Source organism: Roseibium album (genome assembly GCF_965233825.1).
Taxonomy (GTDB): Bacteria; Pseudomonadota; Alphaproteobacteria; order Rhizobiales; family Stappiaceae; genus Roseibium; species Roseibium album.
Window position 1 is genome coordinate 4,393,155 of the sequence record NZ_OZ247583.1, and the last position, 23,456, is coordinate 4,416,610.

Here is a 23,456-nt window from a genome sequence, read left to right on the forward strand (position 1 = left end):
AATCCGGAAAACCGGTAAAAGCGTGGGGGGAACAAACTGCTTCGATAGTCGATAGGGGAGTGCGCGACAGCGTGCTGCTGAAGCAGTCAAGACGCGAAAGAGGAGAGGCGGATTGCCGGGCTCTTTCCGTAGAAATTTGGCGAGGTTCTATGTCTGTAATGGAGCAGGACTCGGCGGGGGCGCCGGCGCGTGCTTCGCTGTTGAACGATCCCAAAGTCCGCGGCATATTTTTTCAGGTTGTCCTGATCGCCGTGCTTGTCTTTGTGGGATACAACATCGTATCAAACACGGCCGCCAACCTTGAGCGGCAAAACATCGCCTCTGGTTGGGGCTTTCTCGAAAATACAGCTGGATTCGGTATCATCCAGTCGCTGGTATCCTACTCGGAAACGTCGAGCTACGGGCAAGCGCTGTATGTTGGATTCCTGAACACTCTTCTTGTCGCGATTGTTGGTATCTTTGTCGCGACAATTATCGGATTTGTTGTTGGTATTGCCCGTCTTTCCGACAACTGGGTTATCAGCCGGCTGGCATATTGCTACGTTGAACTGATCCGCAACGTTCCGCTGCTTCTTCAGATTTTCTTCTGGTATTTCGCGGTTCTCAGGGCTGTTCCCGGGAAACGTGAAAAATGGTCGTTCTTTTTCGACAGTTTCCATCTGAACATCGCAGGATTCCGCGGACCGAAACCGATCTGGGAGGATGGAGCGTCCTTCATCGGTATCGCCTTAATCATTGCGATCGTCGCATGTATTGTGATTGCCCAATGGGCACGCAAACGGCAGGAAGCGACCGGTCAACAGTTTCCTGTCTTCTGGACGGCCGTGGGGTTGATAATCGGTTTGCCGCTGATCACGTATTTCGTGACGGGTATGCCCATGCACCTGGAACATCCGGTGTTTGTCGACACGGGACCTCGGATCCGTCAGGGGTTTCAGTTGAATGTCGGCTTCAACCTCATACCTGAATTCCTCGCATTGACGGCTGCTTTGTCAATCTACACCGCTTCGTTCATTGCAGAGATTGTCCGCGCGGGCATTCAGGCGGTCAGCCACGGGCAGACGGAAGCCGCGCATGCCCTTGGCCTGCGTCAAAGCCCTACGCTCAGGTTGGTGATCATCCCTCAGGCGATGCGTGTCATCATTCCGCCGCTGACAAGTCAGTATCTGAACCTGACGAAAAATTCGTCCCTGGCTGTTGCGATCGCATTTCCTGATCTTGTTTCTGTTGGCGGTACGGTCCTCAATCAGACCGGACAGGCAATCGAAATCATCGGAATCTGGATGGCGATCTATCTGACGCTCAGTCTGGTCACGTCGGCCTTTATGAACTGGTACAACCAGCGCATGGCGCTCGTGGAAAGATAGGGGGCGCTCACAATGGCCAAAACTGAAACATTTCAGATTAGAACCGAGGAGGCGCCGCTTCTGCCGGCGCCTGTCTCGACCACCGGTCTGATCGGCTGGATGAGGCAGAACCTGTTTTCATCCATCAGCAATACCGTTCTGACAGTCATTGGCGTGATTATCGCCTACTGGATTATCGCACCCTTTATCCAGTTTGCTTTCATCGACGCGATCTGGACAGGTGATGACAGAAAGGCATGCCTTCCCCCTGAGGGGTCGGAAGGGGAACACATGGGCGCCTGCTGGGCCTATGTTGAGGCCTATTTCCCGCAATTCATCTATGGTCGGTATCCGACCGACGAGATCTGGCGGGTGAATATCGTCTATGCACTCTTTGCTTTGTTGCTGGTTCCGCTGGCAATGCCGAGTATGCCGCTCAAGAAGTTGAATTCCATTCTCTTTCTTGGCGTGTTCCCTATTGTTGCCTTCGTTCTTCTGACTGGCGGCAACATCAGCATCAGCTCCTACACGTGGATCTTCGTCGCGTTGATCGCTGTAGTTGGTGTTGCAATCGCGGCAATCCTGATGGTTGCCGGAGGGCGGGATTTCAATGGCGTCAAACCTGTTCTGATCGGATTTGTCGGAACGGCTGTGGTACTTGCGATCATATTGGGTTTCGTGTCGGCCAACCTTGGACTATCAACAGTTGATACGCCTGTCTGGGGTGGTCTTCTGGTGACACTGGTGATTGCCGTCACCGGCATCGTGGCTTCTCTGCCGCTCGGTATCGCCCTGGCGCTTGGTCGACGGTCCACCATGCCGATCGTTCGGCTGGTTTCCGTCATTTTCATCGAGTTCTGGCGCGGTGTTCCGCTGATCACCGTGCTGTTCATGTCCTCGGTGATGTTACCGCTTTTCCTGCCGGAAGGCGTGACGTTCGACAAGTTGCTCCGTGTTCTGATCGGCGTCACCTTGTTCTCCGCCGCCTACATGGCGGAAGTCGTGCGCGGTGGTCTGCAGGCAATTCCAAAGGGGCAATATGAAGGGGCCATGGCTCTGGGTCTCCGCTTCTGGCCGATGATGTATCTCATCATTCTTCCTCAGGCGCTGAAACTGGTGATCCCTGGTATCGTCAACACCTTCATCGGCCTGTTCAAGGATACGACACTGGTCCTGATTGTCGGCATGTTCGACCTGCTTGGCCAGATACAATCGTCCTTCACGGATCCGACGTGGTCGACACCCACGCAGGGACACACGGGCTATCTCTTTGCAGCCATTGTGTTCTTTGTTTTCTGCTTCGGCATGTCCCGCTATTCCATTTTCATGGAGAGGCGGCTGCACACAGGGCATAAACGCTAGAAAGATCTTCGGGGCGCGCGAAACTCCGCTGCGCCCCGGCCACTGAAATTCTGGAGTAAAAACGCATGTCAGAAAATGCTGTAAACGCGGAAGAGCTTGCCGCCGATCGCTCGAAGATGATGATTTCCGACACGGATGTGGCGATTGAAATCAACAACATGAACAAATGGTACGGTGACTTTCACGTACTTCGCGATATCAACCTGAAGGTCATGCGCGGCGAGCGTATCGTTATTTGCGGACCATCCGGATCCGGCAAATCCACCATGATCCGGTGCATCAACCGTCTTGAGGAGCATCAGGCCGGCCAGATCGTCGTGGATGGGATCGAACTGACCAACGATCTCAAGAAAATCGATGAAATTCGCCGTGAAGTCGGTATGTGCTTTCAGCACTTCAACCTGTTTCCGCACCTGACCATTCTGGAGAACTGCACGCTGGCTCCGATCTGGGTTCGCAAGATGCCGAAGAAGGAAGCCGAAGAAATCGCGATGCACTATCTTGAGCGCGTCAAGATCCCGGAGCAGGCACTGAAATACCCCGGTCAGCTGTCCGGTGGCCAGCAGCAGCGTGTCGCAATTGCACGTTCGCTCTGCATGAGCCCGAAAATCATGTTGTTCGATGAGCCGACTTCCGCTCTTGACCCGGAAATGATCAAGGAAGTCCTGGACGTGATGGTCGGTCTCGCCGAAGAAGGCATGACCATGCTCTGCGTCACCCACGAAATGGGCTTTGCGCGCAAGGTCGCGAACCGCGTGATCTTCATGGATGCGGGCCAGATCGTGGAACAGAACGAACCGGAAGACTTCTTCGTCAACCCTCAGCACGAACGTACCAAACTGTTCCTCAGCCAGATCCTGCATCACTGATCTGGAGAGGGTATGCGACTGGCAAGGATATTCAGAAACGCGTTCCTCTGTTTGCTCCTTGTCGTTATTGCGGTGATTGTTGCAATTGGCCTTGGAACACTTGTTCCAAGGCCTTTGTCTTTTTCGCCGTCGGCGGACGAACAAGGAGAGGCCGGCAAACGCAGCATTCTTGTCCTTTCCAATCCGATCCATACCGACATAGCGCTCCCGGCGGATCCTGACGTTCTTGAAGCCTTGTCTTTTGTGTCGTCGCAGGGACTGGAGCTCAACCACCCGGGTGTCTTCTGGATAATTGTCGGCTGGGGGAGCAGGTCATTCTATATTGAGACACCCACATGGTCCGAACTGAAACCGGGGCCGGTGATTGATGCTTTGACCTGGGACAGGTCCGTCATGCACGTTCGCCGTGCCGGGCGAATTTCACCATCGTTGCCGAGTGTTCGCGAGGTTGAACTGAGCGAAACGGAATTCGGCGGACTGTTGCGCGACATTCGGTCGAGTTTTCAGACAGACAAAGGCGAGCAACCGAGTGCGATTTCAGGCGCGGCCTACGATGCGCACGATATCTTTTTTCCTGCCAATGGCGGTTTCAATGCACTGTTGGGTTGCAACGCCTGGACCGCACGCATGTTACGTCAGGCGGGAATTAGAACCGGGTTCTGGACACCTTTGCCCTTTACTCTGAACCTGTCCCTGGATCTGCATAATGCCGACTAGACCAAGTTCTCGAAATTGCGGTTTTGCATGGTTGCTCATGCGAACGCCCGGTTGGTAGCCAACTCATTCCTGGGCAATTTCAAGCTCAACGAATTCACAATGAAAATGAAACTGCAAATACAGGCCGCATGAGGCCAAAAATCAACCGGAGAACTCCGCGCTGAAGCGGATGAGGACCGGGTTTTAAGGTCACAGACATGACAGTAGTTTGTGAGCAGTCGATGATCTATCGAATATTCAAAGCGGTTCGCGAAACAGTTGCTCCGGATACTCGCATCTATAACCTGAAAAGAGAACTTGCTTCATCTTGCATCGTCACAGCTACAGCCAAGATAATATGGCTACAAACACGGAAAGGCGAACATGTTGAGTGACAGTTTCGTCCTTTTGACTGGTTGCTCATGCGGGGGAAAGTCAACACTGATAAGGACTTTGAGCAAACTAAGGTTCGCAACCGTTCCAGAGCCTGGACGCCGCATAGTCTCGGAAGAAATCGCTGGTGACGGCAAGGCCTTGCCATGGGTCGATACAAGGGCATTCGCGCAGCGCGCCATCGAAATGGCGCAGTCCGACTTAAAATCTGCTGATCCCTCAGAAGGCCTTGTTTTCTTTGACAGGGGGCTCATTGACGCTGCTGTTGCCATGGAATGTGCGGGCGGCCAGGCAACGAGGGAAATACTCGGCGGAAAGAGGCCTTACGCGAAAAAAGTCTTCGTTGTTCCGCCTTGGAGAGAACTCTTTGCGAGAGATGAAGAGCGCAGGCATGATTTCAGCATGGCGGTTCAAGAATATCATCGTATCAATCGCGCTTTGGATGATCTGGGGTATACAAAAAGAGAGTTGCCGCGGGTACCGGTTTCCGAACGGGTAGATATGATTTTGCACGAGTGTGGTGCGCTCTAGTTTTTTGCTCTGCTTCGACTGAATATTTACCGTGTGGTTTTGTTGCAGTAAAAATTGCGCTTGGGAGTATGGTGAAAAGCGGTGAATAGCCGAACTGACGCCTCAATACTGTCGTTCGTCTCATCTTTGGCAGAAGTCTTCATTGGGCCAGACGCAGACATTGGCTCCTCCGAACTGTCACGGGCTGGCCAAACTGGTTACCTGTATCCAAGTGCCACGTTGACAGCATCCGGATAGACCAATCGGTTACCCCGGACATACGCGGCAAGTGACTTTGACACATCATTGACAAGGTCCTGTTTGGCATCATCGTCAAGCGCCATAAAGGCGCCTGCGATTGGCATTGAACCAAGATGAAGGGGGACAAATTCTTCTGCCAGCGGCACATCAATCATCAGTTCCTGCCTGTGGACTGAGACCCTGGAAAATCCGGCGCCGGTCAATTGTGCGATCAATTCGTCGGTGGAGGGAGTTTTTCTTTGAGAGCGCTGCTTTTCGGCAATTTCGGGAGAAACATATCTCTCAACTGCACGACATATCGCGTGAGTGTACGGGCTGTGACCATCCCAGATCGAAACAGCCATCCTTCCACCTGAGGAGAGCAATCGACGAAATTCGCTGAGCGCTGCCGGCTTGTCTGGAAAATAGTGATACCCGTGTTGCGACAGGATCACATCGTAGCTGGCGGAGGATAATCCAATGTCGCTGACGTCGCTCTCGATCCATCCGATGTCTAGCCCATCTGCGATTTCTTTTGCTTTGGCGAGCATGGCAGCATTTATGTCGAGGCCATCGACCCGCCCCATTGGTCCGACCTTGGACTTCGCCAACCTTGTGGTGACACCGGTTCCGCAGGCAACATCTAGGACGTTCTCGGATGCTTGCAGCGAAAGCTTGTCAACAAGAGCTTCTGCCCATCTTCCGAACCACAGTGGTACCATGACCTTTTCATAAATTTCCGGGCCGCTGCCCACCAATTGAAATGTCATTTCAATTTCCTTGCTGCTTGGTGAGACGAGCAATGTTCGAGGCAGGGCCCACTGGGCATGATCTGATCAACTGAAAGCCTAGTTACTGTCGATCCTGAACGTCAAGCTGGTTCACAATTTGCCTTGTCCAATGTGTCAAAACGACGGGCAAGGTAACCTCGGGACCGGGATCATTCCGATCGGTTCATCAATCGGTGCAAACATTGCTGGTGGGTTGCTGACTTATGCGACCAGCTGGCAGCAACACTCCTCGCATTGACCAAGTCGGCTGCGCCAAGATCATGGCCGGGTATTCACGCGTTCATGCCCGGGTCAGTTTCCGTTCGAAAAGGGAATGATTTTGTCGACGGCACTTTCCGCAAGTCTCTTCAAAACATCGGGCGTTTCACCCGCACGCGCGCGTATCGACAGCCCGTGCAAGATCAATGCAAGATGCTGAGCGGCGGTGCAGATTTCTTGCTCCGTCATCGAGCCTTTGGTTTCGTGACGAATAAGACTGGCAAACCCCTTGTCCATGCGCGCGATGACGACGGTCAGGGCCTCTTTAAACTCAGAATCCCGGGGCGACTCGGTCTGAAGGGTTGATATTGCCAGGCACCCGTAGGGGGCATCCGTGAGATCGGTCTGACCTGTATAAAGATCTATCGCGGCGATCAGAATAGCCTTGAGTCGAGGATTGGCACCCGCGGTCTGCTGGCCAGCTTCGGCCAAATAAACGTGCATGCGATCTGCAAATCGACTGATGACGTTCAGATACATGTCTTTCTTGCTGCCAAAGGCAGCATAAAGGCTTGGCCGGTTCAATCCGGTGGCCTCGGCGATCTGATCGAGGCTCGTTGCCGCGTAGCCATTCCTCCAGAATACCTGCATGACCTGATCGAGGGTTACGTCCTCGTCAAATTTGCGTGGCCGCCCGCGTTTCGTTTCCGTTTTCATTTTTTACCAATTCGCATAAAAAGATCGACATGTCTATTTTTGTGCAATACGGTACAAAAAAATGGAGGCGGGAATGGAAGCGTTTTGCGAGAGACCTGAAAAGAACGCGTACATGGGTACCGTTCAGTGGGGAAAACGCACCGGACGTTTCAGCAGGGGACGGCTGACGCGTCCGGAGAAAGTCAAGGTACTGGTCAATCTTGCTCGAATGGCCGCATTCGAAATCAAGGATGTAACCATGGCACAACTGGGACTCATAAACGCATATGGGACCGATCTGGAAGGGTTACAGCCACCCGACACCGCTCTTGTTCGTGACGCATTCGATTTCGCGGACGACGTCCAGAATGTTGAGTTGATGCGCCATAGTTGGCGAACCTACTACTGGGCCATGCTGATCGGTGGACATCGAAACCTTGCTGTCGACCGGGAAGTGCTGTTTGCAGCGGCCATTCTTCACGACGTGGGATTGGCCAAGGGCAGAAGCTCGGAACCCAGGGAGTGCTGCTTTGTCGTTTATGGCGCAGAACGCTGTAAACATCACCTCGTAAGCAAAGGGCATGACAGGGCAAAGATCGGCAAGATTTCAGATGCAATTGGCCTGCATCTGAACGGTTATGTCTCAAGCCGTGTGCACGGTGCAGAAGCACATCTGCTTTCCCGGGGGGCAATGTGTGATGTGTTTGGCATGGGGCGGCGCAGAATTGAAAAGTCCATCCGGCGCCAGATCCTCCGGGAGCACCCGGTAGGGGACCTGCGCTCGGAACTGGAGATTTGGCCTGGTCACCACCTTGAAGGAACAAGGGGAGATTTCCTCATTCGTCTCGGCAACAGAAGCAAGCAGGCATCGAACAATGCGAGCGTTCCCCAGGCCGGTGAATGAATTTCGTCTCCGGAATTTGCCGGTTTGCCCTTGAGGCAACTCAGGATGGGTCGGAAACGATTTCGGTATCTTCTCTTCCACCCCAGTCGGTCCAGGAGCCATCGTAAAGCGCAAGATCCCGTGCTCCCAGGACCGTCAGGCCAAGAGTCAGGACCGCGGCGGTCACACCGGATCCACATGTCGTTGTGACGGGCTTTTCCAGGTCCACCCCGGCTTCCTGATATATCTGCTTCAACTCGTCCTTGGTGCGAAACGTGCCGCTTTCATTGATCAACCGCGTGAAGGGCAGGTTGAGCGCACTCGGCATGTGCCCGGATCTGAGCCCGGCACGCGGCTCGGGAGCCACGCCCGAAAAGCGGTCTACGGATCTTGCGTCGAGAATTTGCCTGGAAGAGGCCCGGATGGTGTTTCGAATTTCAGCAAGGTCGGCAACCGCGCCATGATTGAGCCTTGAGGTGAAATGGCTTTGAGGTTTTCGCGGAACATCGTCCGTTACCGGCCTGTTTTCTGCTCGCCACTTCGGAAAGCCGCCATCAAGCACGAATACGCGCTCGGCCCCCATGGTACGCAAGGTCCACCAGACACGTGGCGCGGAATAGAAACCAAAATCATCATAGACGACGATCGTTTGCCCGTCCCCGATACCGAGTTTGCGCATCGCTGATGAAAACACATGAGGTTGCGGCAACATGTGTGGCAGGTCTGAGGTCTTGTCGCAGATTTCATTCACATCGAAAAATACGGCGCCTGGAACATGCGCGTTTGGGTAGACAGGTGGTGCGTCCGGATGGGTCACGGGGGGCATCCAGGCGTTGATGACCGCAAGATCGGGAGACTCCAGATGGTCGGCCAGCCATTGAGTTGAAACAAGAGGATGGTCGGACATTACAGCTCCTTAAGTTTCGTATAGTCCTTTTGATTTGTGCCACTCTTCAATGGACAAATCAGGATATTTCCCAAAATGGATGTCGTTGGGACCTTCCGGAACCCCGATCCAGTCCGGCTTGTATTCAAGCATGATATGGACGGTTTCCGGCGGCCTTGGCAAGGGGGTGTCGATGACGCCGGCATGCGGGTGCAGGAGCCCGGGCCAGCGGGGGTCCCAAACCCACAAATGTGTGCCGCAAACCTTGCAGAAATGTCGTTCGGCAGGGCTCCGAGTGCCGTCTATCAACGCGTTGTAGACGAGTTTGGATTGCTCTCCGCTGGTCTTGAGACTTGCCGCATCTCCCATGAGATTGATCGCAAAACCTGCGCTGCCACCAATCTTTCGGCATATCGAACAGTAGCAGCGCATGAAAGGGTAGGGGGTCTTGCTTTCCAAACGGAATTCAACCGCCTTGCAATGGCAACTTCCTGTCAGCTGCATATTCGTCTCTCCTGAAGACTGCTCAATCGTTCAGGCGTATGCGGACACGCCTGTTTTGCTTGCCTTTTTTCTCGGTCTTGCCGAGGGCAAGGTCACCAATTTCCGAAGTACTGGAAACATGCGTGCCACCGCAAGGCTGCAGGTCGACATCCGCTCCGATCCTGACAAGTCTTACCCGTCCGGATCCCCTGGGTGGTTTGACCGACATGGTCTTGACCAGACCCGGCTTGGCGTCGAGTTCCCCATCCGTAATCCACTCGGTGGTGACGTCGTGATCTCCGGCCGCCAATTCGGTGAGTGTTTTCAGCAAGATTTCCTTGTCGATTGTTTCGTCGCCCATATCGAAATCGAGTCGGCCTTCGGAATCGCCGATCTGTCCGCCTGTTACGGGATAGGGCAGCGCAACAGACAGAAGATGAAGTGCGGTATGAACACGCATCAAACGATATCTGCGAGCCCAGTCGACATGTGCGGTAACACGGGTGCCTGGTTCCGGAAGCGGTTGATTTTCTGCAGGTACGTGAACGATCGTGGTCTTGTTGTCATCGAACACGGTTGTGAAAATCTCTGTCCGGCTGCCATCGGAATATTCCAGGTGGCCCCTGTCGCCCGGTTGCCCGCCTCCTGTTGCGTAGAAGACAGTGCGGTCAAGCACGATACCGCCGCGTTCATTCACACCCACGACTTCCGCTTCGCACGTACGCAGGTAGGCATCGTCACGAAACAATGGTGTGGTCATAGAAGTCTCCTGCAGAATGGAGGATGGTTGGAAGGATAACTGGGCCCCAAAACGCGACCTCTGGATTTTACATCATTTCAGGCAGCAATAATCCATCACGATGGTTGCGGCGGCAAGATTGCCCATGTGAAGCGCAGTCGGTGTGTTCTGATGACCCGGATAGACGAGATCGCCCGCAGCATAGAGACCGCGAACAGATGTGCGAAAGCCTGCATCGACGTCGACATAGCCCGCATCGGTCATGGAAATGTCGAGTGATGTAACAAGACCGGTCTGCTGCTGGAAGGGGAAAATCAACAGGCAATCCAGGTCAATTGTCTCTCCGCCTGGCATTTCGATGTGCGTCAAGGCACCGTTTTCGGCTTGCAGATTAATCGGCAATTCATGGTAGATGGCTGTACTCAACCGCGAAACCTGTTCAATTCGCTCTGGCGTCACGAATATCTCCGGGCCGATAAAATAATGTAGGTCATCGCTCCAGTTCCGATAGACCTCGGCAGCATCGATGACGTCTTGGCGATGTGCGTAAATTCCCCATCGTTTGTTGTGCCACTCGATTCCGTGACAAAAAGGGCAGTTGATAACACAGCGGCCCCAGCATTCTTCAATGCCGCCAAGTTCCGGGAACAGATCAACCATTCCAGTCGAAAGCAGAACGAATTCGGCCGTCGACAACGAACCGTCATCCCTTGAAAGCGTAAAGCCATCGGCCTCGCGTCGGATGCCGGTGATACCCGTTTGCTCAAAATGCGCGTAGGGATACGAGACAATGTCGCGATGTATGGTGTCTCGGACATCAGCAGGCGTATTCCTGTCGAACCCGGGAAGCGCTGCAATGAAGGGAGACGACGCGTTTCTCGGAGGAGTATTTTTGTCAAAGACAATCGATTTGATCATCGACCGGGAAAGCGTCAATGCGGCAGCAAGTCCCGCTGGCCCGGCACCGACAATTGCAACCTGAGTGTCCATCCAAATTCCCCTTTGGTATTCAGTTGTTCGCCTGTGCCATCAGCAACTTGAACGCAAAACTGCCCAAAATCCCGGCAAACGCCCAGTCAAACGCACGCATGAACGAAGGGGAGGATTTCAGGAACTTCGTGAAGGCACTTGCGCCCAGAACCATCAAGACACAAACAGGCAGGCAGAGTGCAACGAAGTATGTTCCCAGAAACAACAGTTTGCCGGTGGCGTTTGGATCAGAAGCACTTACGAACTGGGGAAGAAACGTCACGAAGAAGACGACAATCTTGGGGTTGAGAATGTTGACGCCCAGTCCTTGAAGCCACACTCGACTGAAGGATTGTTGCGGAACGCTGACAGGGTCCACAGTCAGAGACGATCCATTCCTTATGGCCTGGAAGGCGAGCCAGATGAGATAGGCGGCCCCCACGATTTTCAGGACCGTAAAGGCAAGGTCGGATGCTGCCAGAAGTGCAGACACACCGACAGCCGCGAGCACGGTGTGGACAATCAGGCCGCATGTTGCCCCCAGCACGGATGCAAGTCCAGATTTTCTGCCCTGTGTCAGCGCTTTGCTCAAGAACAGCGTCATGTCGGGACCTGGCGTGATCGTCAGGATCAGGCCCGCGGCAGTGAAGGTGAGGAGTATGGAGACATCCGGCAAATATGACATTGTTCCACGAGATCGATCTGTTCGCCCTACAATCTTTCTTAGACGACGGGCGCTTCAGTCTGTCAACGTCGTTTACCGAAAGTGGCACGGTTTGCCGGATGACCTCCTGAATGGGTTGGAACATGCGGAGGAATATGCCTCGTTTGCTGCAGTGGTGGTGCAGCGTGCTGCCGCGTTTTACCCAGATATTTCACCAGCGCCCAGAGAGCGAGGCCTGGAAAAAGGAGAATTGTCAGGATCCTGTTCCAAAGATAGTCCTGCCCCACATCGGAGGTCAGGACTCCAGATTTGGTTCCTCTCAACAAAACAAGTGTTTCGGGAGGGCCGAACGACATGAAGAAGTATGACTGATCCAGATCCTTTTGATTGTCGGTATAGTCAAAACTGCAGATTTGAAACAGATAGAGTTTCGAGCGGCACTTCCGATCGGAGGTTGGGACGTTGGCGGGGGAAAGTGTCTCGGACTTCAACTTGATGTCTTTGAGAATTGCACCGTCCATAAAGAACAGTCCAGGTCCCAGCATCAACACAAACAGAAAGCTCAAAATCAGTTTCATGAAAACCTCATTCGGAAAATGACCGGGAGGACCATGAAAAGATCGCGTTAAAATAGATTTAAACGAAAAGTGTAATTTATAGGTGTAGTGTCATTTTCGTTTTCACGAAGCCCTTAAAGGATCGGTGACAGCAGGCGCGCACCCTGGGCAAAGACGCGAAAAGCGTAGCTTCTTGAGCGGAAAGCGTCGGGCCAGGTCAGTTTCGAATTTTGGAAATCGGTCTCGAGCATCGTTTCAACGTTCCCGATCATACGTTCGTGCGTAAACCACAGCGTGAGTTCGAAATTGATCTGAAATGATCTGTTGTCAAAATTCACTGTCCCGATCGAAACAAGATCATTGTCCATCAGAGTAACTTTCTGATGCAGAAATCCATCCGTGTAGCGGTAGACCTTTACCCCTCGCTGTACGAGCGTGTCCTCATAGGCGTGGCTCGCCAGCCAGACGGTCCAGTGGTCCCGTTTTTCCGGGAGCAAGATACGCACATCGACACCGCGCATCGCGGCCGCCGCCAGTGCTGTCTGTACGTCCAGAGACGGCACGAGGTAGGGTGTCGTGATCCAAAGGCGTTCCTTGGCTCTGGCGGCTGCCTCAACAAAGGCCAGGGCACATTCTTCCAGTTTGTCTGCTGGCCCGGTCGGCATGACCAGAACGGCCTCGTCTCCCGGCATGGGAATATCCCGGACCTGCGGCAGCTCGATCCGCTCGCCGCTTGCCCAGAGCCAGTCCTCGACAAAGGAAAGCGCACACGCAACGGCTGCCGGGCCCTCCACCTTGACGTGAGTGTCGCGCCAGTGACCGAACCATTTGTTGCGTCCCACATATTGATCGGCAACATTGTGTCCGCCGACGAAGGCTTCACGGAAATAGGTTACGACCAGTTTCCGATGGTTCCTGTAATTCAGACGCATCGGCCCAAAGAGACGCAGAAACTTGTGATTCTCGTTGAAGCCGCACACTTCGACGCCCGCATTCTTGAGCTTGGAGAGAAAGTCTCTTGAAAGGGCGTGGCTTCCGACGTCGTCGTAAAGAAGATAGACCTTCAGTCCGTCTTTCGCCCTTGCGATCAGTGCATCGGCCATTTCGCGCCCGAGGCCATCGTCTTCAATCGCGAAAAACTGGAAAAATATGACTTGTTCGGCGCGTGCAATCGCATCCTTGATCGCAGTGAACGTCGCATCGCCATCAATCAGAAGATCTGCAGTATTGCCGGCCAGAAACGGCACGCCGGCAACTCTTGTGAGGACCGGCCAGTCGCGTGTTTCTTCGTGATCGGTCAACCCGAGTTCGTCAGCACGTCTCGCCCGTTCTGCCCGGCCGAGCAGTGTCTGTATCCGGGCATAGTCGGCGAATGACTTCCAGCCGAACACGAAATAAAGCGGAACGGTGAGATAAGGCAGGAAGAACAGCGACAGCAACCAGGCAACCGAACCCTGCGATGTCCGGGAATTCATGATTTCACGAACGGCACAGACGCCCGCGACGATATACATGGCGGCAACAAACGCAGCAACAAGGCCGAGATTGTTGGCCATGACATCCAGGATGCTGACATCGACGACCGCATCCTGGATCACCGCTTTGGCGTCGGCTCCATCTTTGGCGAGGGTCGGGTCAGCTTGCCCCATGTGTTCTCATACCGCGCAATCTTCCATTCAGGCAAAAGGCGCCTGAATGGTAGTCTTTCGCTCCAGCCACTCCGGCACCGGCAAGTTCTTAGACCGCAGGAAGTCCGGGTTGTAAAGCTTGGATTGATAACGGGTGCCGTGGTCGCACAAAATGGTGACGATGGTTCTTCCAGGGCCAAGTTCAGCTGCCAGCTTTCGTGCTCCGGCTAGATTGATCGCCGTGGAACCACCGAGCAACAGGCCTTCCTTTTCGGCCAGGTCAAAGACCAGTGGCACGGCGTCGGCGTCATCGATCGTGTAAGCATGATCCACCTTGACGTCCTGAACAATCGGTGTTTTGCGTCCAAGTCCGATGCCTTCGGATATCGAGCCACCTTGAGAAGCCACCGCTTCGCCCGTCGTGAACAGCGACTGCATTGCAGCGCCGCGAGGATCGGCACAACCAATGACAACACCGGGTTTGTTTTCCTGAAGGTATTTGGAAACACCCGCAAGCGTTCCACCCGAACCGACCGCGCAAATGAACGCATCCACACGCCCACCTGTCTGTGCCAGTATTTCCGGACCAGTGGTGAGATAGTGTGCCTTGCGATTATCGAGATTGTTCCATTGGTCTGCAAAGATAACGCCGTTGGGTTCGGTCTTTGCCATTTCCTGGGCCAGACGCCGCGCCACGTGCTGATAGTTGTTCGGATCCTTGAAAGGCTTGGCTGGAACCTCGACAAGCTCCGCACCGCACAGGCGCAGCATGTCCTTCTTTTCCTGGCTCTGTGTATCCGGCATCACGATCACGGTCCGATAGCCTCTGGCGCTGGCAACCAGGGCAAGACCAATTCCGGTATTTCCGGCGGTACCTTCCACGATGACGCCGCCCGGTTTAAGTTCGCCCCGCGCTTCTGCCTCCAGAATCATCTGTCTGGCAGGCCTGTCCTTGACCGACTGACCCGGGTTCATGAATTCAGCCTTGCCCAGGATTTCACAACCGGTTTCTTCGGAAAGGGCTTTCAGGCGGATCAGCGGCGTATTGCCAATCGCATCGACAACGGAAGCGGACACAGTCATTCTTTCAATCCTGGCTGATCTGGACAGAAAACAAGGCATGGCCAGATAAGATTCAATGGGCTCCGGACGCTAAAGGGAGCTGCATCCGGGATCAAGATTGCAATTTAAGGGCTCGTCGGAGGAATGCCAGCGACAGCTACGTTTTTCTGATGATTTTTCCGCAAAACGATTGAAAGTGAGCATGGAGTTGTTCTTCAAACCCCCTAGATGAAAATTCAAATTTCAATATTTTTAGTGTAAATGATGATCTAGAAAACCTTGCACGGCGTATCGGCGTTAGTGCAAAGATGGTGTTTGGAGCTTGATGAGAGCGAAAATGGAAAAAAATGTGACCGGGATGGATGAGCTGCTGGCCGGGTATGCGGCCGGAACGCTGTCTTATCCTGCACAGGCGCTGGTTGGAGCGCACCTCGAACTCAGCGACCTGAACCGTGGTTATGTCTCGTCTCTGGAAAGCCTCGGCGGCGTAAGCCTGGGCGATGCTGATCCCGTAGCCTTGAGTGACAGGGACACGTCGCTTTCTGCCATTTTCGACGATGAGACGCCATTCTCGAACGACAACGAGCCGATCGCGAATGACAGTACCGGTCTGCCACAATCCCTGAGATCAATTGTCGGAAACTCCATGGAAGGCCTTCCCTGGAAAGCGCTTTTACCCGGTGTGAAGGAATGCAAGTTCGGCGAGATTGACGGCTGTGCAACCAGTCTGCTCTGGGTGCGCGCAGGTCGTGCCATGCCGTCCCACACCCATCACGGGACGGAGCTGACGCTCGTTCTGCAGGGCGGTTTTCGCGACGATGACGGTCACTATGTTGCCGGAGACGTCGCATTTGCGGATGATGATGTCGACCACAAGCCAATCGCCGATGAAGGCGAAGACTGCATCTGTTTTGCGGTCACCGCTGGACGTCTTGAGCTGACTGGTCCTGTCGGCAGGTGGTTTGCTCCATTTATGCGGTAAGAACAAATCCGCACTCCATGTCTTTTGCGTAGACACTGCAAAGGCCAAGGAGATCGTTATTGCCTCAGAGAAAATTTATTGCGCATCCGTCGCACGGAGTTGCATGGGTTACCGGAGCAAGCTCCGGTATCGGTCATGCGCTTGCGCTCGATCTAGCCAATGAAGGCTGGCGGGTTGTTGTAACCGCACGTTCAGAAAAGGCACTGCAGGAGCTCAGCTGCAAGGCTCAGGAAATGCCGGGAGAGATAATCGCGCTTCCAGGTGATGTTCGAAACACGCAGCTGATGAAGGACCACTGTAACGCTATCGAACAGGAACTTGGCGGCGTAGCTCTGCTTGTTGCAAATGCCGGGATCTATCTGCCACAGGACGGTCTAAATGCAGATGTAGAGGCATTTCGGACGAGCTTCGACGTGAACCTGATGGGTACCGTCAATGTCGTCCTTCCGGCAATCGACGCAATGAAGGAGAGGGGACGTGGGCAGATTGCCATAGTCTCTTCAGTGGCCGGATATAGGGGGCTGCCGACATCTGCGGCCTATGGCGCGTCCAAGGCCGCGCTAATTAATCTTGCAGAATCGCTGAAGTTCGATCTCGACCTGGCCGGTATTCGCATCCAGCTGATCAATCCGGGATTTGTCGATACGCCGGCAACGCGATCCAATCCGTTCCCGATGCCGCATCTCATCACAACCGGCGAGGCTGCCAGGGAAATCCTGGACGGAATGAAACACCCCACACGGTTCGAAATCGCGTTTCCCAAAGCTTTCGTCAGACAACTGAAAGCGTTGGGGCTGTTGCCGTATCGTGCCTATTTTTCACTGGTTGCAAGAACAACCGGCTGGAACAAGAAACACCGGGCCGGATAAGAGCCTGCCCGGATGTTCCTCTGCAACAGGAACGTCCTCAGGGAGCTTTGACGTACACCATCTGTCTGACGTCAATGTTCCCGGCGCGAAATCCGGCTTCGCAATAGTGGAGGTAGAACTCCCAAAGTCGCTTGAACCGTTCGTCGAAACCAAGAGGGCGTATCTGCGGCCAGGATTGGCAGAAACGTTGCCGCCACTCAGCGAGCGTACGGGCATAGTCCTGGCCGAAAATCTTCTGCTCTGCCAGGTCCAGTCCAAGAGATTTGCCGATTTCGACGAGTTTTCCCGGTGGCGGCAGCATGCCACCTGGAAATATGTAGCGCTGAATGAAATCCGTGCCGCGCCTGTAGTCTTCAAACATCTTGTCCTGGATCGTTATGATCTGAAGTCCTGCCTTTCCACCGGGTTTCAGACATCTGGACAACTGGTCAAAATAGGTCGTCCAGTATTTTTCACCAACTGCCTCGAACATCTCGATTGAGGCAATCCGGTCGAAAACTCCGCGTTCATCGCGATAGTCCTGAAACACGACGTCCACTTTTTCATTGAGGCCGGCTTTGAAGATACGTTCACTTGCATATTCGAATTGCTCTTGCGATATCGTCAGCGCGCGAACATGCGCCCCGACCGTTTTTGCTACATGTTCTGCAAAACCGCCCCAGCCGCACCCGATCTCCAGGACCGAGTGTTCCGGTTCGATTCCGGTTTGCCTTACCAGGGACGCATACTTCTCCGTTTGTGCCTGCTCCAGGTTGTTGGTCTCGTTGCTGTAAATCGCCGATGAATAGGTCATCGACGGATCGAGCCATTCCTTGTAGAACGCGTTTCCAAGGTCATAATGCGCCGAAATGTTTCGCTTGGACCCGCGCCGGGTATTGGAATTCAGCCAATGTCGGGCAGAAAGGAGAAGGCGGGTCAATGGCTTTCCCTGAATCGCTTCCAGCGTCGATTCCTGATTGATGCAGAACACTTCAAGAAACGTTGTCACGTCGGGCGAGGACCAGTATCCGGCCATGAACGCTTCCCCGACGCCGACATCCCCTGCCTTGACCACCATGCGGAAAAAGCGCCAGTCGTGAATGTGAAGAACGCCGTTCGGTCCATCCTCACGTCCGTGAATGCGGAATGTCCGGCCGTCGGGAAATCCGATCTCGAGCGTTCCATACCGAATTTTGAGCGCAAGTCCGGCTGCCATGCGGGCGAGGCGGGGAGTGCCTTTTAACTCCTTGCGCAAATTGTCTCTGTTCAGAACAACAGGCTCACTCATCGCAAAACCTCTTGAAAACTCATTTGTCAGAAGCGAGCGTCATTTCACGCTCTCCCAGTCCGGCCTGGGGTTTGTTTTTAGCTGGTCGAGGATGGAATGGTACACGCTTGAGCCAGATTTTAAAGGCTTGCCAGTGGATCGCCAAGATCACCTTCGCTGTAAGAAATGGAACCCGAATGCATTCCTTTAAGATAGAGCTTGAGGACAGTGGCACGGCCTTGCCGGAAAATGTCGCGGATAGAAGCGGTCCCTGCCGGTCTTTTTCGAGTATTCGAACCCTGACGGTTTCGCCGGGGGGCAACATTCTAAAGTGATATTCCTGTTCCATGCCGATGAACGGTGAAACGTAGAATTCCTTCCGCTGGTTCTGGCGAACACCCGCTTCACTGAACTGACCCGGTTCCACGGGAAGGGCATATGTATGTAACCCGCCGAAGGTGTTGCGAACCTCATAAACGATTGCCGAGAGATGATCATTTTCATCGTACGCGTAAAAGACGCTGAGCGGATTGAAGCCGTAACCAAGGAGCCTTGGATACGCGAGCAAAAGGATCCTTGAAGGCTTTGCAACAAGTTTTTGCTGAAGCACGTTTTCCACGTGTCGTCTGAGACTTGATCCATCTCTGGGCCCGTGGTCACGCTCGTGAAATGACAGCAGATTGAAGCGATTGACCGAAAACCATCTGCTCAAGCGTCGTGCCGCATCGAGTTGGTCCAGATCTATCAGAAGCGTAAATACCGAATAGCTGAACCGGTGTGTTTTGGGCTTCATCCGATGATGCATGACCTTACCCGGGTAAAGCGAAGCTGCCCGGCCCGGCGCCGGTCCGTTATCGCAAACGGTATTTGAGGGCTTCGCCGTCATTCGGCAGCTTCCCTAAACTCTGTCGGTGCACTGGAGGTTTTCCACGGCAGTTTGGCACCCAGTTGTCTGGCGACAGCCAGCCCGGATGCGAGACCGTCTTCGTGGAAACCATGGCCATTCCAGGCGCCGCAGAACCAGGTGTTGTTGACCCCCTGAATTTCATCCAGCCGTCTTTTCGCGCTCAGTGCACGTGCGTCGAACTGCGGATGATCATAGACATATTTTTCAAAGGTCTTGTCTTCTTGTGGCGCTTCAAAGGGGTTGAGTGTCACGAACACGGATTTGTCGCGAGCGATGTTCTGCAACCGGTTCATCCAGTAACTGACGGTTACATCGCGCGTCTTTCCCGCTTCCCGATCCGACATGTAATTCCACGAAGACCAGACTTTCTTTCTTTTTGGCATCAGGTTCTCGTCCCGATGAAGATAAACCTCGTTGGGTCGGTATCTGATGGCACCCAGAATTTCGCGTTCGGCCGGACTGGCGTCACCGAGCATTGCCAGGCTCTGATCGGTGTGACTTGCAAGGATGATTTGGTCGAATTCATCGGTATGACCGGAACGATCCTTCACCTGGACCTTGCCGTCGTTGCGAAGAATTTCGGTGACGGCGCATCCCAGCCTTAATTTTCCTGCGAGCGGTGCCAGCAAACGGTTCACATAATTTCTGCTGCCACCCGAAATCGTTCGCCAAAGTGTTGTTTCAAATGACAGCAGGCGATGGTTTTCGAAGAAGGCAACGAAACTCTCTGCAGGGTAGGCGCGCATTTCATCAATCGGCGTCGACCAGATCGCAGCGCCCATTGCCAGGAGGTAATCGTTGGTGAAACCCTCCGAGTATCGGTTTTTCTCCAGGTATCCACCCAGTGTTTCTCCCGATAACCGTCCGGAATGAAGATCATTCACCGCCTGCTTGTTGAAACGGAAAATGTCTTTCAACATGACCAGAAAACGCGGCGACAACAGATTGGATCTCTGCGCGAATACGGTGTTGAGCGAGTCGCCCGACCATTCGAGTTTTCCATTGTCTGCCGAAAGCGCGAAACTCATGTCGCTTATTTCGGTCTCGACATCGAGATAATTGAGAAGGGCGGTGAAATTGGGATAATTGCGTTCATTGTAGACAATGAAACCCGTATCTACCGAAATATGAGTGCCGTCATAGTCGATGTCAGCCGTAGCGCTGTGCCCGCCAGCCCTTTCCCGCTTTTCATACAACACCACATCGTGGTTTTTGCTCAGGGCCCAGGCTGCACTGTTTCCGGAAATTCCGGAGCCGATAACGGCAATCCGCATGATCGATCCTTTTTTTTATTGATCTGGATAGTCCGCAGGGACTTGCGGCCAGCAAGGTTTTCTCCGTTTTCTCAAGCGAATACGGCGGAGAAAAGAAGGCGGATCACGCCGGGCGATGAAATAATTAAATAAATTCCGTAGATTGGCGAATGCAACAGCTTGTGCGTGGCATTGGGTGCCGGCAAAAAAAAGGGTCCGTTCTTGGAACGGACCCGATTGAACACTAAAAATGTGTCTGGCTGAATTGAAGGGTCAGGCCTGCAATGAATCGACCAGCCAATTCCAGGCGACTTCGACACGAATTTTTGCCGCATCAAAAAAGGCTACGACCTTGTCCCAGACGGATTGGCCGAAATCCGCAACCTGAAGCATTGTTCCACGCTTGATCGGTTCGTTCTCGGTTTCAATTAACTCGACAGTGGTTGCTTCCGTGCCGTCATTGACGACACGTCGCGTAACCATCAGAGCTCCTTCTGTCACCAGCCGTGATTCGTCCTTGCCGGCAACAACCGTCTCCTGGTCCATGGCTCGGACAACAACAGCCCGACCATCCGGAAGCAAATGCGTTTCGTTGGTATTCACCTCGGAATCGTAAATCACTTCTCCATAGGAATCGATCAGCTCGACCCAGACGACATTTTTGCCGTCAAGTTCGATTTCACCGACCCATATGGTCAATTCGCTTTCCAGCGGATCTGTCTGGTCCACTGTGGCCGACGCGACTGTTACCGCAAGACGGTCCTCCGGCAACGTAATTGTTTCCTGAGGAAGTTGTTCGGCAACTGCGCCCCCTGCCAGGGCAAGGATGAGGCCAAGCGCAAATGTTCCTGCTTTGGTATTCCGTTGCATGTTCGCCTCCCAAGGCTAATACAACTGTTATTACCGCGCTCGGGGCACTTGCAGATCCGGTCTGTTTCGACTCTTTTCCGCAATGTTTATATCAGTTTAGTGTGCGTGCGCCCCACGCTGCGCGGTCACGATTTTGCCATTATCGCACCACATTCTGCTTTTTGAGTGTAATGAACATCACATTTTTCGGTGTTTTCATTTACATTTCATTAATATTTGGGGTTCGCGGCCAGTCATTCAAGGTTAATCACCGCGACGTGACCTAAATCCTCCTGTTAAAATTAACTAAGCAACACGAATGCTGATGCTTTAACTGGCAAAGAGTTCGTTTCTAAAAACGTGGATAAGCGTACCTGTAATTAAATTGTTGGGCAATCTAAAAACTTTTCGTAACGTTAATTAGGCAGCTGGCGATGCAGGGCAACAATGAGGAAATGTTGCCGGTTCGTGACGTCATTTGTGGTCTAAATCAGGCAAAAAAATTCTAGTCGCTGGTGGCGAACGAGTTTTCAACGGCCGCCCGAAGCGCTTGAACAGACTTCGCGCTGGTGGACATCAAACCAGATGTCGGAACAAAACCCAGGCGCGTTTCCACTCTGTCTGAGGGGGAGGGAGGATGCTGGACAGAGCAGGAAGCATGAAGTTCGTCGACCCTGGATCTGCAGAGGATCATCGATGCATTCTCCGGAGTGATGCCGGCACCGGCCATAACCGAAAGGCGTCCTTTGGCACACCTGACGGTTTCTGCAAGAATGTCGAGACCCAGCTCGGCACGCAAGGCGCGCCCTGAAGTCAGGATCCTTTCAAAGCCCAGTCCAACGGCATCTTCAACACCAGCGGAGACATCGGTCAGGGTGTCGAAGGCGCGGTGCAGCGTGGCGGGTAGTCTGGTTCTGCCGAGCGCCGCTGACAAAAAGTCAAGATCCAGACGGTGTTCGGGACTGACAGCACCGATCACGATCCCGTCCAGGCCCGTGTCTTCCGCGATCTGGATATCACGCAGCATCAATGACTTTTCAGCTTCTGAATAGCTGAAGTTCCCGGAACGCGGCCGTATCATCGCGTAAACAGGAACCAAAAGCTCAGAGGCTGCGGCCATCAGGCCTGTAGATGGCGTCAACCCGCCCTCCGAAAGTGCGGCGCACAGTTCAATTCTGTCAGCTCCGTGTTTTTCGGCAATCACGGCGCCCTCAATAGTATCGACGCAAACCTCCAGATTTACCCTGCTCATGAACGCGCGTCCCCAAGGTTCCTGCGCGCAAAAATTCCAGCGCCATGCAGACCGCCGTTTTCGGCAAACTGGCCCCTGACAACCAGAGGGGCAGAATAGTGCGCGAGCACCAGAGCGCGGGTTTTTTTGTCGATCATTTCAAGCAGCTTCGTGTCATTCGACAATCCGCCGCTGACCGGAATGACATCGGGTCCCAGCGTATTCACAAGGACAGACAACGCACGCGAAAGGAGGGTTGTGAAGGCCTCGACGGTTTCGGTCCCTGAAGGGTCATTTCGGTGCCAGGCACTGGTGATTTCCTTGCTGGAAAGTGTCTTGCCGTGCAGCGACGCATGTATGCGTTCCATGCCGCGTGCGGAGCCGGTGGCATCGACGCATCCGACCTGACCGCAGCCGCAGGCATAGTGCTCAATGCCAGAGAATTTGCCGCCGGCCGTAGGGTCAACAATCGGCCCATGACCCCATTCGCCGGCCATTCCGCCAAAACCGTTGACAAGATCACCGTTGATAACGAGGCCTCCGCCGACACCGGACCCGAGGATCACGCCGAAAACAACAGGCTTTCCATTTCCAACCCCGTCGACAGCCTCGGCAAGCGCAAAAGCATTTGCATCGTTGATAATGGCAACAGGCCTGTTCAAGGCGTCCGACAGTTCCCTTTGCACATATCGACCGTGAAGGCACGGAATGTTGGCGACATCCGCGATTCCGGTTCGTTCATCGTAGGCGCCTGCAAGAGAAATCGAAATCGGAGATCCAGCCTCTCCCGAGCTCTGGCCCACCGCATGGATAAAATCCGTCCAGTTGTCTCTTGGTGTTTCAACCCGTGCGGTCTCTGCAACAGTTCCATCCAACTGCATTTCACCATGGCGTATGAAAGAACCGCCGATATCGAAACAGGTAATCATTGCCTGTTCTTTCGCTCCTGATGCATGACAATTTCAGCCAATTATAATACCAATATGCAACCAATTACGGAGCTAGTAAACCCGAAAATGCGCGTGCTTAAGCAAGGTCACCTGTTGGCGCAGCTGTTTGACGACTGAAAAACGACTTGAAGCGTCCTCGACCTCGTCCTCGAACAGGTTGCCGACCGCTGACAGCACGGAGCGTTGGTCACTCTCTT

24 protein-coding genes are annotated in these 23,456 nt (G+C 53.7%); 8 read left to right on the plus strand and 16 right to left on the minus strand.

Translation table 11 applies throughout. The features are described from left to right. Window positions 1–158: 158 nt before the first annotated feature. The 5 genes from ACO6TI_RS19955 (at window position 159) to ACO6TI_RS19975 (ending at window position 5,197) form a co-directional block, all read left to right on the plus strand. Window positions 159–1,367 (plus strand): amino acid ABC transporter permease, encoded by a 1,209-nt coding sequence (locus ACO6TI_RS19955; RefSeq protein WP_104701604.1) that lies wholly within the window; start codon window positions 159–161, stop codon window positions 1,365–1,367. A gap of 12 nt (window positions 1,368–1,379) precedes the next feature. Further along, window positions 1,380–2,708, plus strand: a complete 1,329-nt coding sequence (locus ACO6TI_RS19960; protein ID WP_422383178.1) for an ABC transporter permease subunit — start codon at window positions 1,380–1,382, stop codon at window positions 2,706–2,708. Window positions 2,709–2,773: 65 nt separating this feature from the next. Then, complete coding sequence (locus ACO6TI_RS19965; protein WP_282046617.1) at window positions 2,774–3,577, plus strand: amino acid ABC transporter ATP-binding protein; 804 nt, start codon at window positions 2,774–2,776, stop codon at window positions 3,575–3,577. 12 nt (window positions 3,578–3,589) lie between these two features. Then, window positions 3,590–4,294 carry a TIGR02117 family protein gene (locus tag ACO6TI_RS19970; RefSeq protein ID WP_422383179.1) on the plus strand — a complete coding sequence of 235 codons (705 nt, stop codon included), beginning with the start codon at window positions 3,590–3,592 and terminating at the stop codon, window positions 4,292–4,294. Window positions 4,295–4,657: 363 nt separating this feature from the next. Beyond that, window positions 4,658–5,197: an AAA family ATPase gene (locus tag ACO6TI_RS19975; protein WP_422383180.1), complete on the plus strand. Its 540-nt coding sequence runs from the start codon at window positions 4,658–4,660 to the stop codon at window positions 5,195–5,197. Between the two features lie 197 nt (window positions 5,198–5,394). On the opposite strand, the gene ACO6TI_RS19980 is transcribed toward ACO6TI_RS19975, so the two are convergent. Further along, complete coding sequence (locus tag ACO6TI_RS19980) at window positions 5,395–6,186, minus strand: class I SAM-dependent methyltransferase (protein ID WP_422383181.1); 792 nt, start codon at window positions 6,184–6,186, stop codon at window positions 5,395–5,397. 312 nt (window positions 6,187–6,498) lie between these two features. Beyond that, window positions 6,499–7,122, minus strand: coding sequence for a TetR/AcrR family transcriptional regulator (locus tag ACO6TI_RS19985; RefSeq protein ID WP_104701608.1), 624 nt, complete (start codon window positions 7,120–7,122; stop codon window positions 6,499–6,501). A 73-nt stretch (window positions 7,123–7,195) separates the two neighbouring features. On the opposite strand from ACO6TI_RS19985, the gene ACO6TI_RS19990 reads away from it, so the two are divergent. Further along, a complete protein-coding gene (locus ACO6TI_RS19990) occupies window positions 7,196–8,005 on the plus strand; it encodes an HD domain-containing protein (protein WP_422383182.1) in 810 nt (269 codons plus the stop codon). A 40-nt stretch (window positions 8,006–8,045) separates the two neighbouring features. Here the strand turns inward: ACO6TI_RS19990 and sseA are convergent, their stop codons facing one another. The 8 genes from sseA to ACO6TI_RS20030 all read right to left on the minus strand — a co-directional run bounded on the left by sseA (window position 8,046) and on the right by ACO6TI_RS20030 (window position 14,993). Next, window positions 8,046–8,891: a 3-mercaptopyruvate sulfurtransferase gene (gene sseA / locus ACO6TI_RS19995; RefSeq protein WP_422383183.1), complete on the minus strand. Its 846-nt coding sequence runs from the start codon at window positions 8,889–8,891 to the stop codon at window positions 8,046–8,048. 9 nt (window positions 8,892–8,900) lie between these two features. Further along, a complete protein-coding gene (locus ACO6TI_RS20000) occupies window positions 8,901–9,374 on the minus strand; it encodes a GFA family protein (protein WP_422383184.1) in 474 nt (157 codons plus the stop codon). Window positions 9,375–9,396: 22 nt separating this feature from the next. Further along, window positions 9,397–10,113, minus strand: a complete 717-nt coding sequence (locus ACO6TI_RS20005; RefSeq protein ID WP_422383185.1) for an alanyl-tRNA editing protein — start codon at window positions 10,111–10,113, stop codon at window positions 9,397–9,399. Window positions 10,114–10,185: 72 nt separating this feature from the next. Next, window positions 10,186–11,082 (minus strand): NAD(P)/FAD-dependent oxidoreductase, encoded by an 897-nt coding sequence (locus tag ACO6TI_RS20010; RefSeq protein ID WP_422383186.1) that lies wholly within the window; start codon window positions 11,080–11,082, stop codon window positions 10,186–10,188. 19 nt (window positions 11,083–11,101) lie between these two features. Then, window positions 11,102–11,746: a LysE family transporter gene (locus ACO6TI_RS20015; protein ID WP_108875135.1), complete on the minus strand. Its 645-nt coding sequence runs from the start codon at window positions 11,744–11,746 to the stop codon at window positions 11,102–11,104. 62 nt (window positions 11,747–11,808) lie between these two features. Next, a complete protein-coding gene (locus ACO6TI_RS20020) occupies window positions 11,809–12,303 on the minus strand; it encodes a hypothetical protein (RefSeq protein WP_422383187.1) in 495 nt (164 codons plus the stop codon). Between the two features lie 113 nt (window positions 12,304–12,416). Then, on the minus strand, window positions 12,417–13,931 hold the full coding sequence (gene cls / locus ACO6TI_RS20025; protein ID WP_422383188.1) for a cardiolipin synthase: 1,515 nt from the start codon (window positions 13,929–13,931) through the stop codon (window positions 12,417–12,419). 27 nt (window positions 13,932–13,958) lie between these two features. Further along, window positions 13,959–14,993 (minus strand): cysteine synthase A, encoded by a 1,035-nt coding sequence (locus ACO6TI_RS20030; RefSeq protein ID WP_422383189.1) that lies wholly within the window; start codon window positions 14,991–14,993, stop codon window positions 13,959–13,961. A 316-nt stretch (window positions 14,994–15,309) separates the two neighbouring features. Between ACO6TI_RS20030 and ACO6TI_RS20035 the strand changes: the two genes are divergently transcribed. Then, a complete protein-coding gene (locus tag ACO6TI_RS20035) occupies window positions 15,310–15,954 on the plus strand; it encodes a ChrR family anti-sigma-E factor (protein WP_055121279.1) in 645 nt (214 codons plus the stop codon). A gap of 59 nt (window positions 15,955–16,013) precedes the next feature. Further along, a complete protein-coding gene (locus ACO6TI_RS20040; protein ID WP_108875138.1) occupies window positions 16,014–16,823 on the plus strand; it encodes an SDR family NAD(P)-dependent oxidoreductase in 810 nt (269 codons plus the stop codon). Window positions 16,824–16,860: 37 nt separating this feature from the next. On the opposite strand, the gene ACO6TI_RS20045 is transcribed toward ACO6TI_RS20040, so the two are convergent. The 6 genes from ACO6TI_RS20045 to ACO6TI_RS20070 all read right to left on the minus strand — a co-directional run bounded on the left by ACO6TI_RS20045 (window position 16,861) and on the right by ACO6TI_RS20070 (window position 23,238). After that, window positions 16,861–18,090, minus strand: a complete 1,230-nt coding sequence (locus ACO6TI_RS20045; RefSeq protein ID WP_104701618.1) for an SAM-dependent methyltransferase — start codon at window positions 18,088–18,090, stop codon at window positions 16,861–16,863. Between the two features lie 19 nt (window positions 18,091–18,109). Then, window positions 18,110–18,955: a DUF1365 domain-containing protein gene (locus ACO6TI_RS20050; protein WP_104701619.1), complete on the minus strand. Its 846-nt coding sequence runs from the start codon at window positions 18,953–18,955 to the stop codon at window positions 18,110–18,112. Continuing rightward, complete coding sequence (locus ACO6TI_RS20055) at window positions 18,952–20,250, minus strand: NAD(P)/FAD-dependent oxidoreductase (protein WP_422383190.1); 1,299 nt, start codon at window positions 20,248–20,250, stop codon at window positions 18,952–18,954. The genes ACO6TI_RS20050 and ACO6TI_RS20055 overlap by 4 nt, the downstream gene beginning before the upstream one ends. Window positions 20,251–20,502: 252 nt before the next feature. Then, window positions 20,503–21,099 (minus strand): hypothetical protein, encoded by a 597-nt coding sequence (locus ACO6TI_RS20060; RefSeq protein ID WP_055121284.1) that lies wholly within the window; start codon window positions 21,097–21,099, stop codon window positions 20,503–20,505. A 484-nt stretch (window positions 21,100–21,583) separates the two neighbouring features. Then, window positions 21,584–22,330, minus strand: coding sequence for a copper homeostasis protein CutC (locus ACO6TI_RS20065; protein ID WP_422383191.1), 747 nt, complete (start codon window positions 22,328–22,330; stop codon window positions 21,584–21,586). Next, window positions 22,327–23,238 (minus strand): ROK family protein, encoded by a 912-nt coding sequence (locus tag ACO6TI_RS20070; protein WP_422383192.1) that lies wholly within the window; start codon window positions 23,236–23,238, stop codon window positions 22,327–22,329. Before ACO6TI_RS20070 ends, ACO6TI_RS20065 begins: the two co-directional genes overlap by 4 nt. Between the last annotated feature and the right edge of the window lie 218 nt (window positions 23,239–23,456).

Coding starts and splice junctions, on each gene's coding strand:
- ACO6TI_RS20070 (WP_422383192.1), bottom strand. CDS start 23,238: ATGATTACCTGTTTCGATATCGGCGGTTCTTTCATACGCCATGGTGAA.
- ACO6TI_RS20010 (WP_422383186.1), bottom strand. CDS start 11,082: ATGGACACTCAGGTTGCAATTGTCGGTGCCGGGCCAGCGGGACTTGCT.
- ACO6TI_RS19960 (WP_422383178.1), top strand. CDS start 1,380: ATGGCCAAAACTGAAACATTTCAGATTAGAACCGAGGAGGCGCCGCTT.
- ACO6TI_RS19970 (WP_422383179.1), top strand. CDS start 3,590: ATGCGACTGGCAAGGATATTCAGAAACGCGTTCCTCTGTTTGCTCCTT.
- ACO6TI_RS20035 (WP_055121279.1), top strand. CDS start 15,310: ATGGAAAAAAATGTGACCGGGATGGATGAGCTGCTGGCCGGGTATGCG.
- ACO6TI_RS19985 (WP_104701608.1), bottom strand. CDS start 7,122: ATGAAAACGGAAACGAAACGCGGGCGGCCACGCAAATTTGACGAGGAC.
- ACO6TI_RS19975 (WP_422383180.1), top strand. CDS start 4,658: ATGTTGAGTGACAGTTTCGTCCTTTTGACTGGTTGCTCATGCGGGGGA.
- ACO6TI_RS20060 (WP_055121284.1), bottom strand. CDS start 21,099: ATGCAACGGAATACCAAAGCAGGAACATTTGCGCTTGGCCTCATCCTT.
- ACO6TI_RS20020 (WP_422383187.1), bottom strand. CDS start 12,303: ATGAAACTGATTTTGAGCTTTCTGTTTGTGTTGATGCTGGGACCTGGA.
- ACO6TI_RS20065 (WP_422383191.1), bottom strand. CDS start 22,330: ATGAGCAGGGTAAATCTGGAGGTTTGCGTCGATACTATTGAGGGCGCC.
- ACO6TI_RS20015 (WP_108875135.1), bottom strand. CDS start 11,746: ATGTCATATTTGCCGGATGTCTCCATACTCCTCACCTTCACTGCCGCG.
- ACO6TI_RS19965 (WP_282046617.1), top strand. CDS start 2,774: ATGTCAGAAAATGCTGTAAACGCGGAAGAGCTTGCCGCCGATCGCTCG.
- ACO6TI_RS20055 (WP_422383190.1), bottom strand. CDS start 20,250: ATGCGGATTGCCGTTATCGGCTCCGGAATTTCCGGAAACAGTGCAGCC.
- ACO6TI_RS19990 (WP_422383182.1), top strand. CDS start 7,196: ATGGAAGCGTTTTGCGAGAGACCTGAAAAGAACGCGTACATGGGTACC.
- ACO6TI_RS20050 (WP_104701619.1), bottom strand. CDS start 18,955: ATGACGGCGAAGCCCTCAAATACCGTTTGCGATAACGGACCGGCGCCG.
- ACO6TI_RS20045 (WP_104701618.1), bottom strand. CDS start 18,090: ATGAGTGAGCCTGTTGTTCTGAACAGAGACAATTTGCGCAAGGAGTTA.
- ACO6TI_RS20000 (WP_422383184.1), bottom strand. CDS start 9,374: ATGCAGCTGACAGGAAGTTGCCATTGCAAGGCGGTTGAATTCCGTTTG.
- ACO6TI_RS19980 (WP_422383181.1), bottom strand. CDS start 6,186: ATGACATTTCAATTGGTGGGCAGCGGCCCGGAAATTTATGAAAAGGTC.
- ACO6TI_RS20030 (WP_422383189.1), bottom strand. CDS start 14,993: ATGACTGTGTCCGCTTCCGTTGTCGATGCGATTGGCAATACGCCGCTG.
- ACO6TI_RS19955 (WP_104701604.1), top strand. CDS start 159: ATGGAGCAGGACTCGGCGGGGGCGCCGGCGCGTGCTTCGCTGTTGAAC.
- cls (WP_422383188.1), bottom strand. CDS start 13,931: ATGGGGCAAGCTGACCCGACCCTCGCCAAAGATGGAGCCGACGCCAAA.
- ACO6TI_RS20005 (WP_422383185.1), bottom strand. CDS start 10,113: ATGACCACACCATTGTTTCGTGACGATGCCTACCTGCGTACGTGCGAA.
- sseA (WP_422383183.1), bottom strand. CDS start 8,891: ATGTCCGACCATCCTCTTGTTTCAACTCAATGGCTGGCCGACCATCTG.